The organism is Vibrio cyclitrophicus, assembly GCF_024347435.1.
Lineage (GTDB): Bacteria > Pseudomonadota > Gammaproteobacteria > Enterobacterales > Vibrionaceae > Vibrio > Vibrio cyclitrophicus.
The window spans coordinates 140,621-155,904 of the sequence record NZ_AP025480.1; the positions used below are offsets into that span (position 1 = coordinate 140,621).

The 15,284-nt window shown below is 48.0% G+C and carries 3 protein-coding genes, 2 tRNA genes and 7 rRNA genes; 11 read left to right on the plus strand and 1 reads right to left on the minus strand.

The window, feature by feature from the left end; all coding sequences use genetic code 11:
- The first annotated feature begins 42 nt into the window (after positions 1–42).
- Both OCW38_RS00635 and murI read left to right on the plus strand, forming a co-directional pair.
- Positions 43–708 (plus strand): Dph6-related ATP pyrophosphatase, encoded by a 666-nt coding sequence (locus OCW38_RS00635; protein ID WP_102297025.1) that lies wholly within the window; start codon positions 43–45, stop codon positions 706–708.
- A 60-nt stretch (positions 709–768) separates the two neighbouring features.
- A complete protein-coding gene (murI, locus tag OCW38_RS00640; RefSeq protein WP_016768449.1) occupies positions 769–1,575 on the plus strand; it encodes a glutamate racemase in 807 nt (268 codons plus the stop codon).
- Here the strand turns inward: murI and OCW38_RS00645 are convergent.
- A complete protein-coding gene (locus OCW38_RS00645; protein ID WP_010438674.1) occupies positions 1,538–1,990 on the minus strand; it encodes an RNA recognition motif domain-containing protein in 453 nt (150 codons plus the stop codon). The two genes, murI and OCW38_RS00645, sit on opposite strands and share 38 nt — an antisense overlap.
- A gap of 659 nt (positions 1,991–2,649) precedes the next feature.
- Between OCW38_RS00645 and OCW38_RS00650 the strand changes: the two genes are divergently transcribed.
- From OCW38_RS00650 to OCW38_RS00690, 9 genes are all read left to right on the plus strand, one after another.
- Positions 2,650–4,204: ribosomal RNA gene (locus OCW38_RS00650) — 16S ribosomal RNA — on the plus strand.
- 356 nt (positions 4,205–4,560) lie between these two features.
- Positions 4,561–7,454, plus strand: a 23S ribosomal RNA gene (locus OCW38_RS00655).
- 100 nt (positions 7,455–7,554) lie between these two features.
- Positions 7,555–7,670 (plus strand): 5S ribosomal RNA (gene rrf / locus OCW38_RS00660).
- 373 nt (positions 7,671–8,043) lie between these two features.
- A 16S ribosomal RNA gene (locus OCW38_RS00665) occupies positions 8,044–9,598 on the plus strand.
- A 66-nt stretch (positions 9,599–9,664) separates the two neighbouring features.
- Positions 9,665–9,741, plus strand: a tRNA-Ile gene (locus OCW38_RS00670).
- Between the two features lie 21 nt (positions 9,742–9,762).
- A tRNA-Ala gene (locus OCW38_RS00675) sits at positions 9,763–9,838 on the plus strand.
- Positions 9,839–10,217: 379 nt separating this feature from the next.
- A 23S ribosomal RNA gene (locus OCW38_RS00680) occupies positions 10,218–13,110 on the plus strand.
- A 100-nt stretch (positions 13,111–13,210) separates the two neighbouring features.
- Positions 13,211–13,326 (plus strand): 5S ribosomal RNA (gene rrf / locus OCW38_RS00685).
- A gap of 373 nt (positions 13,327–13,699) precedes the next feature.
- Positions 13,700–15,254 (plus strand): 16S ribosomal RNA (locus tag OCW38_RS00690).
- Together the 16S, 23S and 5S rRNA genes with 2 tRNA genes alongside form the textbook arrangement of a ribosomal RNA operon.
- Positions 15,255–15,284 lie beyond the last annotated feature (30 nt).

The following is a 15,284-nucleotide window of genomic DNA, read 5'->3' on the forward strand; positions in this document are numbered from 1 at the left end:
CCTAAACCGCCTCCGGGCGGTTTTTTCTTATTGGGTATATCAATGAAAAAGAAAGTCATCATAAGTTGGTCGTCAGGTAAAGACTCGACATTAACGCTAGAACGTCTACTTGAAAGCTCCGAATATGAAGTTGTTGCTCTCTATACGACATATGTTGGAGATGAGGTTCCTTTCCAAGTGACTCCGATTGATGTTGTTGCCATGCAGGCGCAATTAGTCGGTTTGCCATTAATCACGATTGAGCTTCCAGAAGTGTTTCCTAGTAATGAGATTTATCAAAGTACTATTGTTTCCGCACTTAAAGGTTCTGGCTTATCAATTGATGCGGTCGCGTTTGGAGACATGTTTTGTAATGGCATTGCAGATTATCGAAAGAGCTATATAGAACCAGCTGGTTGGGAGTGCGTGTTCCCTCTAATGGGAGAGAGCAGTCAGGCATTAGCGACTGAAATAATAGACAGAGGCATCGAAACCTTTCTCGTCACGGTCGATAGCGATGCATTAGATATGAGCTATTGCGGGAAGGAGTACACACTTGAGCTCATAGGTAGCTTACCGAGTCATGTCGATCCATGTGGCGAAGATGGTGAGTTCCACACCTTAGTGACGTCAGCGCCATGCTTTAAAGGTAAGCTCAAGATAGATCTAGAAAATTTAGATCAAGGTGAGCGCTTTGTTCATCAACGCTACCGAGCTTGCATTATGTAGAGTGATGATTGGCGAAAACTAAGTGAAGGGGTATCATTGCTGCGGAACTTATTATAGGTAATGGTTGTGGCGGAAAGCATACAAAAAAACATATTGATCTTTGATTCTGGAGTTGGTGGCCTGTCTGTATATAAAGAGATAAGTCAGTTGCTACCAAATCACAATTATATCTATGTATTCGATAACGAGGCTTACCCATATGGCGAGCTCGATCAGCAAGTTCTTATTCAGCGAGTCCAAAGTATCGTCGCTAGCTTTGTGGTGAGTCACGCTATTGATATTGTAGTGATAGCTTGTAATACGGCCAGTACGATAGTCTTGCCTACACTTCGCGCTAATAATCTAATCCCAATTGTTGGCGTTGTTCCGGCAATTAAGCCAGCATCCCTACTTGCCAATAAAGCGTTGGGTCTCATTGCTACTCCTGCAACGATTACGCGAGAGTACACACACGAGCTCATCAACAATTTCTCGAGTAATAAAAGAGTCGAACTTTTAGGTTCTACTCGGCTGGTGGATATGGCCGAAGATAAACTCAGAGGCGAGGAAATTTGTATTGAAGAGTTGCAGCAGATTCTTCAACCGATGATCAACATGGTTGATGTGGCCGTATTAGGGTGCACACATTTCCCGCTGATAAAATCTGAGATTCAACAAGTCTTGGGTAAGAGTGTTTTATTGGTTGATTCCGGTAAAGCGATTGCGAAGCGAGTTCAAGATTTGTTGGATTTGGATAGTGGTGATAAAGAGAGAGGATTGCGTGAAGTTTTTTGTAGTGCACCTCCTAAAAAAGAAAGTGCACTAAATAGTATGTTAAAGCAGTTAGGGTTTAGCTCAGTTCAGATTCGTCCGTTTCAGGATGTTTAGGATCATTTGCAACTCGTACTTTTAAAGTTCGTTGCATGTAATCTTTATCGTTAAGTGCAGAGATTGCATGATTCACATCATCACTTGCCATAACAACAAATCCAAAGCCTCTTCTTTTACCAGTACGTTTGTCTTTCATTAAACGTACTGCAAATACTTCACCATGCTCTGAGAATAATTCACGTACATGTGATTCATTCGCTTTGTATGGAAGGTTACCCACATAAAGTGTTTTTGTTGAAGCCTTAGGTTCAGAATCAGATTTTGAGTCGGTGCTTGAAAAGTTAACAACAAAAGCGGAAGCCAAGACACCAAGGATAAAGGTAATTGCAGGCGATATATCTACCTGAGAGAAAACAATGCCGCCTAATACAGCCAGTGCGACAATTAACAACATCGATTTTTTTGAGTTCATATCGGAATACTACATATTAATAAACGAAATAGACGCATCTACTATTAACAAAATAGACACATGAATCTTACGTTCATGGCTTCCATATTTCCAATGTATTGCTGTGATACGTCTCAAATGTTTAGTTTTTATTCGAAAAATGCGAATCTGGTGGCTTTTTAGACGAACGAAATTTTTATTTGAAAAAGTCCTTGTGCTCCATATCAATCTCTCTATAATGCCGCCTCACCGATACGGAGTGAGACGAGAGTCACACAGCGAAATCGGTAGAGAAAAAGAGTTTGAAAATAACCCTTGACTCTCAAAGTGGTGCAGGTATAGTACGCACCCCTAGCGACTGAGATGTGAATCACAAAACGCTAGCGCTCTTTAACAATTTAAACCTATCAATCTGTGTGGGCACTCGTTGATGAATATCAAAACGTTTTATCCTTTTGGATAAAACAGTTACTTCGGTAACAAACTTGATTTCAATGAACTGAGTGACCAATACGTTTAACTACTTGTAGTTATTCGGCACAGTCAATTCATTACCATTCTGTTCCTATTTATTTAAGAAGAGAGGGGTAATAGCTTTAGAATTACATGTTCATCAATCTTTTTCGAAAGAGCAATGAATATTAGTTTTGAAGTCAGTATTCGTTGAGTCACAAAATCTTAAATTGAAGAGTTTGATCATGGCTCAGATTGAACGCTGGCGGCAGGCCTAACACATGCAAGTCGAGCGGAAACGACACTAACAATCCTTCGGGTGCGTTAATGGGCGTCGAGCGGCGGACGGGTGAGTAATGCCTAGGAAATTGCCTTGATGTGGGGGATAACCATTGGAAACGATGGCTAATACCGCATGATGCCTACGGGCCAAAGAGGGGGACCTTCGGGCCTCTCGCGTCAAGATATGCCTAGGTGGGATTAGCTAGTTGGTGAGGTAATGGCTCACCAAGGCGACGATCCCTAGCTGGTCTGAGAGGATGATCAGCCACACTGGAACTGAGACACGGTCCAGACTCCTACGGGAGGCAGCAGTGGGGAATATTGCACAATGGGCGAAAGCCTGATGCAGCCATGCCGCGTGTATGAAGAAGGCCTTCGGGTTGTAAAGTACTTTCAGTTGTGAGGAAGGGTGTGTAGTTAATAGCTGCGCATCTTGACGTTAGCAACAGAAGAAGCACCGGCTAACTCCGTGCCAGCAGCCGCGGTAATACGGAGGGTGCGAGCGTTAATCGGAATTACTGGGCGTAAAGCGCATGCAGGTGGTTCATTAAGTCAGATGTGAAAGCCCGGGGCTCAACCTCGGAACTGCATTTGAAACTGGTGAACTAGAGTACTGTAGAGGGGGGTAGAATTTCAGGTGTAGCGGTGAAATGCGTAGAGATCTGAAGGAATACCAGTGGCGAAGGCGGCCCCCTGGACAGATACTGACACTCAGATGCGAAAGCGTGGGGAGCAAACAGGATTAGATACCCTGGTAGTCCACGCCGTAAACGATGTCTACTTGGAGGTTGTGGCCTTGAGCCGTGGCTTTCGGAGCTAACGCGTTAAGTAGACCGCCTGGGGAGTACGGTCGCAAGATTAAAACTCAAATGAATTGACGGGGGCCCGCACAAGCGGTGGAGCATGTGGTTTAATTCGATGCAACGCGAAGAACCTTACCTACTCTTGACATCCAGAGAAGCCAGCGGAGACGCAGGTGTGCCTTCGGGAGCTCTGAGACAGGTGCTGCATGGCTGTCGTCAGCTCGTGTTGTGAAATGTTGGGTTAAGTCCCGCAACGAGCGCAACCCTTATCCTTGTTTGCCAGCGAGTCATGTCGGGAACTCCAGGGAGACTGCCGGTGATAAACCGGAGGAAGGTGGGGACGACGTCAAGTCATCATGGCCCTTACGAGTAGGGCTACACACGTGCTACAATGGCGCATACAGAGGGCAGCAAGCTAGCGATAGTGAGCGAATCCCAAAAAGTGCGTCGTAGTCCGGATTGGAGTCTGCAACTCGACTCCATGAAGTCGGAATCGCTAGTAATCGTGAATCAGAATGTCACGGTGAATACGTTCCCGGGCCTTGTACACACCGCCCGTCACACCATGGGAGTGGGCTGCAAAAGAAGTGGGTAGTTTAACCTTTCGGGGAGGACGCTCACCACTTTGTGGTTCATGACTGGGGTGAAGTCGTAACAAGGTAGCCCTAGGGGAACCTGGGGCTGGATCACCTCCTTATACGAAGATATTTACGATGAGTGTCCACACAGATTGATGGTTTAGATTTAGTTAAAGCCAGAGCTTTAATTAATAACGTAAGTTATTGATTAAAGCTTTTTGCTTTATGCTCTTTAACAATTTGGAAAGCTGACTGATTGATTTACTTACGAGTAATTCAATCAAATTTAAAAGTTCTCAATGTTTATCTTTCATTAGATAAACACAACAAACACATTCAAGTGTCTTGTATTCGAATCAATGTTTACATTGATTCACAATTGAGTCCGGCAAGCAGTTATCAAGAATTAACCCTTCTTGATGACAACCAAAAACCTTGGTTAGTTGCCATACACTAAGACCCTTTCGGGTTGTATGGTTAAGTGACTAAGCGTACACGGTGGATGCCTTGGCAGTCAGAGGCGATGAAAGGCGTAATAACTTGCGATAAGCCCAGATTAGGTAGTAATAACCTTTTGAGTCTGGGATTCCTGAATGGGGAAACCCACTTACATAAGTAAGTATCCTGTTGTGAATACATAGCAACAGGAGGCAAACCGGGGGAACTGAAACATCTAAGTACCCCGAGGAAGAGAAATCAACCGAGATTCCGAAAGTAGCGGCGAGCGAAATTGGATTAGCCCTTAAGCTTTTAATGATGCAGGTGAAGAGTCTGGAAAGTCTCGCAATAAAGGGTGATAGCCCCGTAACCGACACATCATAATCAGTGAAAACGAGTAGGGCGGGACACGTGATATCCTGTCTGAATATGGGGGGACCATCCTCCAAGGCTAAATACTACTGACTGACCGATAGTGAACCAGTACCGTGAGGGAAAGGCGAAAAGAACCCCTGTGAGGGGAGTGAAATAGAACCTGAAACCGTGTACGTACAAGCAGTAGGAGCACCTTCGTGGTGTGACTGCGTACCTTTTGTATAATGGGTCAGCGACTTAATTTTAGTAGCAAGGTTAACCGTTTAGGGGAGCCGTAGGGAAACCGAGTCTTAACTGGGCGTACAGTTGCTAGGATTAGACCCGAAACCAGGTGATCTAGCCATGGGCAGGTTGAAGGTTGAGTAACATCAACTGGAGGACCGAACCGACTAATGTTGAAAAATTAGCGGATGACTTGTGGCTAGGGGTGAAAGGCCAATCAAACCTGGAGATAGCTGGTTCTCCCCGAAAGCTATTTAGGTAGCGCCTCGGACGAATACTACTGGGGGTAGAGCACTGTTAAGGCTAGGGGGTCATCCCGACTTACCAACCCTTTGCAAACTCCGAATACCAGTAAGTACTATCCGGGAGACACACGGCGGGTGCTAACGTCCGTCGTGGAGAGGGAAACAACCCAGACCGCCAGCTAAGGTCCCAAAGTATAGCTAAGTGGGAAACGATGTGGGAAGGCTCAGACAGCCAGGATGTTGGCTTAGAAGCAGCCATCATTTAAAGAAAGCGTAATAGCTCACTGGTCGAGTCGGCCTGCGCGGAAGATGTAACGGGGCTAAGCTATACACCGAAGCTGCGGCTACGTACCTTAGGGTATGTGGGGTAGGGGAGCGTTCTGTAAGCCGTTGAAGGTGGTCTGTAAGGGCTGCTGGAGGTATCAGAAGTGCGAATGCTGACATGAGTAACGATAAAGGGAGTGAAAAACTCCCTCGCCGGAAGACCAAGGGTTCCTGTCCAACGTTAATCGGGGCAGGGTAAGTCGACTCCTAAGGCGAGGCCGAAAGGCGTAGTCGATGGGAAACGGGTTAATATTCCCGTACTTCTTACAATTGCGATGGGGGGACGGAGAAGGCTAGGTGGGCCTGGCGACGGTTGTCCAGGTTCAAGTATGTAGGCGGGTGGTTTAGGTAAATCCGGACCGCTACTAACGCTGAGATACGATGTCGAGCTACTACGGTAGTGAAGTCATTGATGCCATGCTTCCAGGAAAAGCCTCTAAGCTTCAGATTGTAAGGAATCGTACCCCAAACCGACACAGGTGGTCGGGTAGAGAATACCAAGGCGCTTGAGAGAACTCGGGTGAAGGAACTAGGCAAAATGGTACCGTAACTTCGGGAGAAGGTACGCTCTTATCAGTGAAGTCCCTTGCGGATGGAGCAGACGAGAGTCGCAGATACCAGGTGGCTGCAACTGTTTATTAAAAACACAGCACTGTGCAAAATCGTAAGATGACGTATACGGTGTGACGCCTGCCCGGTGCCGGAAGGTTAATTGATGGGGTTAGACTTCGGTCGAAGCTCTTGATCGAAGCCCCGGTAAACGGCGGCCGTAACTATAACGGTCCTAAGGTAGCGAAATTCCTTGTCGGGTAAGTTCCGACCTGCACGAATGGCGTAATGATGGCCACGCTGTCTCCACCCGAGACTCAGTGAAATTGAAATCGCTGTGAAGATGCAGTGTACCCGCGGCTAGACGGAAAGACCCCGTGAACCTTTACTACAGCTTGGCACTGAACATTGAACCTACATGTGTAGGATAGGTGGGAGACTATGAAATTGCGTCGCTAGATGTGATGGAGTCGTCCTTGAAATACCACCCTTGTAGTTTTGATGTTCTAACGTTGGTCCCTGAATCGGGATTACGGACAGTGCCTGGTGGGTAGTTTGACTGGGGCGGTCTCCTCCCAAAGAGTAACGGAGGAGCACGAAGGTGGGCTAAACACGGTTGGACATCGTGTGGTTAGTGCAATGGCATAAGCCCGCTTGACTGCGAGAATGACAATTCGAGCAGGTGCGAAAGCAGGTCATAGTGATCCGGTGGTTCTGAATGGAAGGGCCATCGCTCAACGGATAAAAGGTACTCCGGGGATAACAGGCTGATACCGCCCAAGAGTTCATATCGACGGCGGTGTTTGGCACCTCGATGTCGGCTCATCACATCCTGGGGCTGAAGTCGGTCCCAAGGGTATGGCTGTTCGCCATTTAAAGTGGTACGCGAGCTGGGTTTAGAACGTCGTGAGACAGTTCGGTCCCTATCTGCCGTGGGCGTTGGAAAATTGAAAGGGGCTGCTCCTAGTACGAGAGGACCGGAGTGGACGAACCTCTGGTGTTCGGGTTGTCATGCCAATGGCATTGCCCGGTAGCTAAGTTCGGAATCGATAACCGCTGAAAGCATCTAAGCGGGAAGCGAGCCTTGAGATGAGTTTTCCCTGGCACTATAAGTGTCCTAAAGGGTTGTCGTAGACTACGACGTTGATAGGCAGGGTGTGTAAGTGCTGCGAGGCATTGAGCTAACCTGTACTAATTGCCCGTGAGGCTTAACCATACAACACCCAAGGGGTTTTGTGGACTCAAAGAAAGACAGACCTTGAATGCGTTTGATGAGACATAACTTTTAAACACAGTTTTCCGAATTTTAAAATTTGCTTGGCGACCATAGCATTGTGGACCCACCTGATTCCATGCCGAACTCAGAAGTGAAACACAATAGCGCCGATGGTAGTGTGGGGCTTCCCCATGTGAGAGTAGGACATCGCCAGGCTTTAATTTCGACTTTGTCTATTTAATAGACAAGTCACCATAGAGTTCTAAGTTTTCTTAGTATTTTATGTTGACTTTCAAAGTAGAAAGCGTATTATACGCGTCCTGCTTACGTACTAAGGTACTGAAAGCAAAGCTCTTTAACAATTTAAACCTATCAATCTGTGTGGGCACTCGTTGATGAATATCAAAACGTTATTACTTAGGTAGTAACTGTTACTTCGGTAACAAAATGATTTCAATGAACTGAGTGACCAATACGAATAACTTCGGTTATTTGGCACAGTCAATTCATTACCATTCTGTTGGAATGGTAATAGCTTTAAAATTACATAGTAGTTTTGAAGTCAGTATTCGTTGAGTCACAAAATCTTAAATTGAAGAGTTTGATCATGGCTCAGATTGAACGCTGGCGGCAGGCCTAACACATGCAAGTCGAGCGGAAACGACAACATTGATTCTTCGGAGGATTTGTTGGGCGTCGAGCGGCGGACGGGTGAGTAATGCCTAGGAAATTGCCTTGATGTGGGGGATAACCATTGGAAACGATGGCTAATACCGCATAATGCCTACGGGCCAAAGAGGGGGACCTTCGGGCCTCTCGCGTCAAGATATGCCTAGGTGGGATTAGCTAGTTGGTGAGGTAATGGCTCACCAAGGCGACGATCCCTAGCTGGTCTGAGAGGATGATCAGCCACACTGGAACTGAGACACGGTCCAGACTCCTACGGGAGGCAGCAGTGGGGAATATTGCACAATGGGCGAAAGCCTGATGCAGCCATGCCGCGTGTATGAAGAAGGCCTTCGGGTTGTAAAGTACTTTCAGTTGTGAGGAAGGGTGTGTAGTTAATAGCTGCGCATCTTGACGTTAGCAACAGAAGAAGCACCGGCTAACTCCGTGCCAGCAGCCGCGGTAATACGGAGGGTGCGAGCGTTAATCGGAATTACTGGGCGTAAAGCGCATGCAGGTGGTTCATTAAGTCAGATGTGAAAGCCCGGGGCTCAACCTCGGAACTGCATTTGAAACTGGTGAACTAGAGTACTGTAGAGGGGGGTAGAATTTCAGGTGTAGCGGTGAAATGCGTAGAGATCTGAAGGAATACCAGTGGCGAAGGCGGCCCCCTGGACAGATACTGACACTCAGATGCGAAAGCGTGGGGAGCAAACAGGATTAGATACCCTGGTAGTCCACGCCGTAAACGATGTCTACTTGGAGGTTGTGGCCTTGAGCCGTGGCTTTCGGAGCTAACGCGTTAAGTAGACCGCCTGGGGAGTACGGTCGCAAGATTAAAACTCAAATGAATTGACGGGGGCCCGCACAAGCGGTGGAGCATGTGGTTTAATTCGATGCAACGCGAAGAACCTTACCTACTCTTGACATCCAGAGAAGCCAGCGGAGACGCAGGTGTGCCTTCGGGAGCTCTGAGACAGGTGCTGCATGGCTGTCGTCAGCTCGTGTTGTGAAATGTTGGGTTAAGTCCCGCAACGAGCGCAACCCTTATCCTTGTTTGCCAGCGAGTCATGTCGGGAACTCCAGGGAGACTGCCGGTGATAAACCGGAGGAAGGTGGGGACGACGTCAAGTCATCATGGCCCTTACGAGTAGGGCTACACACGTGCTACAATGGCGCATACAGAGGGCAGCAAGCTAGCGATAGTGAGCGAATCCCAAAAAGTGCGTCGTAGTCCGGATTGGAGTCTGCAACTCGACTCCATGAAGTCGGAATCGCTAGTAATCGTGAATCAGAATGTCACGGTGAATACGTTCCCGGGCCTTGTACACACCGCCCGTCACACCATGGGAGTGGGCTGCAAAAGAAGTGGGTAGTTTAACCTTTCGGGGAGGACGCTCACCACTTTGTGGTTCATGACTGGGGTGAAGTCGTAACAAGGTAGCCCTAGGGGAACCTGGGGCTGGATCACCTCCTTATACGAAGATACCACGATGAGTGTCCACACAGATTGATTAGGTTTAGAAAAGTAAAGAGACGATATTGGGTCTGTAGCTCAGCTGGTTAGAGCGCTCGCCTGATAAGCGGGAGGTCGGTGGTTCGAGTCCACTCAGACCCACCAATATCGACTAGAAACAAAGATGGGGCTATAGCTCAGCTGGGAGAGCGCCTGCCTTGCACGCAGGAGGTCTGCGGTTCGATCCCGCATAGCTCCACCATCTTTAAGTATTCTCTTAAGAGAGTCTTTAAAAATGGTTCATTTTATTGAATCAAGCTCTTTAACAATTTGGAAAGCTGACTGATTGATTACTTACGAGTAATTCAATCAAATTTAAAAGTTCTCAATGTTTATCTTTCATTAGATAAACACAACAAAACACATTCAAGTGTCTTGTATTCGAATGATCAGAAATGATTGTTCATTTTTTGATTCTACTTTTTATTAAAAAGTGGAAACAAAAAGTAAATTGAGTCCGGCAAACAGTTATCAAGAATTAACCCTTCTTGATGACAACCAAAAACCTTGGTTAGTTGCCATACGCTTATTTGTCTTCACTTTTTAAAGTGAAACCAAATAGAAACCCTTTCGGGTTGTATGGTTAAGTGACTAAGCGTACACGGTGGATGCCTTGGCAGTCAGAGGCGATGAAAGGCGTAATAACTTGCGATAAGCCCAGATTAGGTAGTAATAACCTTTGAGTCTGGGATTCCTGAATGGGGAAACCCACTTACATAAGTAAGTATCCTGTTGTGAATACATAGCAACAGGAGGCAAACCGGGGGAACTGAAACATCTAAGTACCCCGAGGAAGAGAAATCAACCGAGATTCCGAAAGTAGCGGCGAGCGAAATTGGATTAGCCCTTAAGCTTTTAATGATGCAGGTGAAGAGTCTGGAAAGTCTCGCAATAAAGGGTGATAGCCCCGTAACCGACACATCATAATCAGTGAAAACGAGTAGGGCGGGACACGTGATATCCTGTCTGAATATGGGGGGACCATCCTCCAAGGCTAAATACTACTGACTGACCGATAGTGAACCAGTACCGTGAGGGAAAGGCGAAAAGAACCCCTGTGAGGGGAGTGAAATAGAACCTGAAACCGTGTACGTACAAGCAGTAGGAGCACCTTCGTGGTGTGACTGCGTACCTTTTGTATAATGGGTCAGCGACTTAATTTTAGTAGCAAGGTTAACCGTTTAGGGGAGCCGTAGGGAAACCGAGTCTTAACTGGGCGTACAGTTGCTAGGATTAGACCCGAAACCAGGTGATCTAGCCATGGGCAGGTTGAAGGTTGAGTAACATCAACTGGAGGACCGAACCGACTAATGTTGAAAAATTAGCGGATGACTTGTGGCTAGGGGTGAAAGGCCAATCAAACCTGGAGATAGCTGGTTCTCCCCGAAAGCTATTTAGGTAGCGCCTCGGACGAATACTACTGGGGGTAGAGCACTGTTAAGGCTAGGGGGTCATCCCGACTTACCAACCCTTTGCAAACTCCGAATACCAGTAAGTACTATCCGGGAGACACACGGCGGGTGCTAACGTCCGTCGTGGAGAGGGAAACAACCCAGACCGCCAGCTAAGGTCCCAAAGTATAGCTAAGTGGGAAACGATGTGGGAAGGCTCAGACAGCCAGGATGTTGGCTTAGAAGCAGCCATCATTTAAAGAAAGCGTAATAGCTCACTGGTCGAGTCGGCCTGCGCGGAAGATGTAACGGGGCTAAGCTATACACCGAAGCTGCGGCTACGTACCTTAGGGTATGTGGGGTAGGGGAGCGTTCTGTAAGCCGTTGAAGGTGGTCTGTAAGGGCTGCTGGAGGTATCAGAAGTGCGAATGCTGACATGAGTAACGATAAAGGGAGTGAAAAACTCCCTCGCCGGAAGACCAAGGGTTCCTGTCCAACGTTAATCGGGGCAGGGTAAGTCGACTCCTAAGGCGAGGCCGAAAGGCGTAGTCGATGGGAAACGGGTTAATATTCCCGTACTTCTTACAATTGCGATGGGGGGACGGAGAAGGCTAGGTGGGCCTGGCGACGGTTGTCCAGGTTCAAGTATGTAGGCGGGTGGTTTAGGTAAATCCGGACCGCTACTAACGCTGAGATACGATGTCGAGCTACTACGGTAGTGAAGTCATTGATGCCATGCTTCCAGGAAAAGCCTCTAAGCTTCAGATTGTAAGGAATCGTACCCCAAACCGACACAGGTGGTCGGGTAGAGAATACCAAGGCGCTTGAGAGAACTCGGGTGAAGGAACTAGGCAAAATGGTACCGTAACTTCGGGAGAAGGTACGCTCTTATCAGTGAAGTCCCTTGCGGATGGAGCAGACGAGAGTCGCAGATACCAGGTGGCTGCAACTGTTTATTAAAAACACAGCACTGTGCAAAATCGTAAGATGACGTATACGGTGTGACGCCTGCCCGGTGCCGGAAGGTTAATTGATGGGGTTAGACTTCGGTCGAAGCTCTTGATCGAAGCCCCGGTAAACGGCGGCCGTAACTATAACGGTCCTAAGGTAGCGAAATTCCTTGTCGGGTAAGTTCCGACCTGCACGAATGGCGTAATGATGGCCACGCTGTCTCCACCCGAGACTCAGTGAAATTGAAATCGCTGTGAAGATGCAGTGTACCCGCGGCTAGACGGAAAGACCCCGTGAACCTTTACTACAGCTTGGCACTGAACATTGAACCTACATGTGTAGGATAGGTGGGAGACTATGAAATTGCGTCGCTAGATGTGATGGAGTCGTCCTTGAAATACCACCCTTGTAGTTTTGATGTTCTAACGTTGGTCCCTGAATCGGGATTACGGACAGTGCCTGGTGGGTAGTTTGACTGGGGCGGTCTCCTCCCAAAGAGTAACGGAGGAGCACGAAGGTGGGCTAAACACGGTTGGACATCGTGTGGTTAGTGCAATGGCATAAGCCCGCTTGACTGCGAGAATGACAATTCGAGCAGGTGCGAAAGCAGGTCATAGTGATCCGGTGGTTCTGAATGGAAGGGCCATCGCTCAACGGATAAAAGGTACTCCGGGGATAACAGGCTGATACCGCCCAAGAGTTCATATCGACGGCGGTGTTTGGCACCTCGATGTCGGCTCATCACATCCTGGGGCTGAAGTCGGTCCCAAGGGTATGGCTGTTCGCCATTTAAAGTGGTACGCGAGCTGGGTTTAGAACGTCGTGAGACAGTTCGGTCCCTATCTGCCGTGGGCGTTGGAAAATTGAAAGGGGCTGCTCCTAGTACGAGAGGACCGGAGTGGACGAACCTCTGGTGTTCGGGTTGTCATGCCAATGGCATTGCCCGGTAGCTAAGTTCGGAATCGATAACCGCTGAAAGCATCTAAGCGGGAAGCGAGCCTTGAGATGAGTTTTCCCTGGCACTATAAGTGTCCTAAAGGGTTGTCGTAGACTACGACGTTGATAGGCAGGGTGTGTAAGTGCTGCGAGGCATTGAGCTAACCTGTACTAATTGCCCGTGAGGCTTAACCATACAACACCCAAGGGGTTTTGTGGACTCAATAGAAAGACAGACCTTGAATGAGTTTGAAGAGAAATAACTTTTAGATTAGCTTTCCGAATTTTAAAATTTGCTTGGCGACCATAGCATTGTGGACCCACCTGATTCCATGCCGAACTCAGAAGTGAAACACAATAGCGCCGATGGTAGTGTGGGGCTTCCCCATGTGAGAGTAGGACATCGCCAGGCTTTAATTTCGACTTTGTCTATTTAATAGACAAGTCACCATAGAGTTCTAAGTTTTCTTAGTATTTTATGTTGACTTTCAAAGTAGAAAGCGTATTATACGCGTCCTGCTTACGTACTAAGGTACTGAAAGCAAAGCTCTTTAACAATTTAAACCTATCAATCTGTGTGGGCACTCGTTGATGAATATCAAAACGTTATTACTTAGGTAGTAACTGTTACTTCGGTAACAAAATGATTTCAATGAACTGAGTGACCAATACGAATAACTTCGGTTATTTGGCACAGTCAATTCATTACCATTCTGTTGGAATGGTAATAGCTTTAAAATTACATAGTAGTTTTGAAGTCAGTATTCGTTGAGTCACAAAATCTTAAATTGAAGAGTTTGATCATGGCTCAGATTGAACGCTGGCGGCAGGCCTAACACATGCAAGTCGAGCGGAAACGACAACATTGATTCTTCGGAGGATTTGTTGGGCGTCGAGCGGCGGACGGGTGAGTAATGCCTAGGAAATTGCCTTGATGTGGGGGATAACCATTGGAAACGATGGCTAATACCGCATAATGCCTACGGGCCAAAGAGGGGGACCTTCGGGCCTCTCGCGTCAAGATATGCCTAGGTGGGATTAGCTAGTTGGTGAGGTAATGGCTCACCAAGGCGACGATCCCTAGCTGGTCTGAGAGGATGATCAGCCACACTGGAACTGAGACACGGTCCAGACTCCTACGGGAGGCAGCAGTGGGGAATATTGCACAATGGGCGAAAGCCTGATGCAGCCATGCCGCGTGTATGAAGAAGGCCTTCGGGTTGTAAAGTACTTTCAGTTGTGAGGAAGGGTGTGTAGTTAATAGCTGCGCATCTTGACGTTAGCAACAGAAGAAGCACCGGCTAACTCCGTGCCAGCAGCCGCGGTAATACGGAGGGTGCGAGCGTTAATCGGAATTACTGGGCGTAAAGCGCATGCAGGTGGTTCATTAAGTCAGATGTGAAAGCCCGGGGCTCAACCTCGGAACTGCATTTGAAACTGGTGAACTAGAGTACTGTAGAGGGGGGTAGAATTTCAGGTGTAGCGGTGAAATGCGTAGAGATCTGAAGGAATACCAGTGGCGAAGGCGGCCCCCTGGACAGATACTGACACTCAGATGCGAAAGCGTGGGGAGCAAACAGGATTAGATACCCTGGTAGTCCACGCCGTAAACGATGTCTACTTGGAGGTTGTGGCCTTGAGCCGTGGCTTTCGGAGCTAACGCGTTAAGTAGACCGCCTGGGGAGTACGGTCGCAAGATTAAAACTCAAATGAATTGACGGGGGCCCGCACAAGCGGTGGAGCATGTGGTTTAATTCGATGCAACGCGAAGAACCTTACCTACTCTTGACATCCAGAGAAGCCAGCGGAGACGCAGGTGTGCCTTCGGGAGCTCTGAGACAGGTGCTGCATGGCTGTCGTCAGCTCGTGTTGTGAAATGTTGGGTTAAGTCCCGCAACGAGCGCAACCCTTATCCTTGTTTGCCAGCGAGTCATGTCGGGAACTCCAGGGAGACTGCCGGTGATAAACCGGAGGAAGGTGGGGACGACGTCAAGTCATCATGGCCCTTACGAGTAGGGCTACACACGTGCTACAATGGCGCATACAGAGGGCAGCAAGCTAGCGATAGTGAGCGAATCCCAAAAAGTGCGTCGTAGTCCGGATTGGAGTCTGCAACTCGACTCCATGAAGTCGGAATCGCTAGTAATCGTGAATCAGAATGTCACGGTGAATACGTTCCCGGGCCTTGTACACACCGCCCGTCACACCATGGGAGTGGGCTGCAAAAGAAGTGGGTAGTTTAACCTTTCGGGGAGGACGCTCACCACTTTGTGGTTCATGACTGGGGTGAAGTCGTAACAAGGTAGCCCTAGGGGAACCTGGGGCTGGATCACCTCCTTATACGAAGATACCACGATGAGTGTCCACACA

Excerpts from the sequence above, each read along its gene's own strand:
- OCW38_RS00635 (WP_102297025.1), top strand. The coding sequence starts at position 43 with ATGAAAAAGAAAGTCATCATAAGTTGGTCGTCAGGTAAAGACTCGACA.
- murI (WP_016768449.1), top strand. The coding sequence starts at position 769 with ATGGTTGTGGCGGAAAGCATACAAAAAAACATATTGATCTTTGATTCT.
- OCW38_RS00645 (WP_010438674.1), bottom strand. The coding sequence starts at position 1,990 with ATGAACTCAAAAAAATCGATGTTGTTAATTGTCGCACTGGCTGTATTA.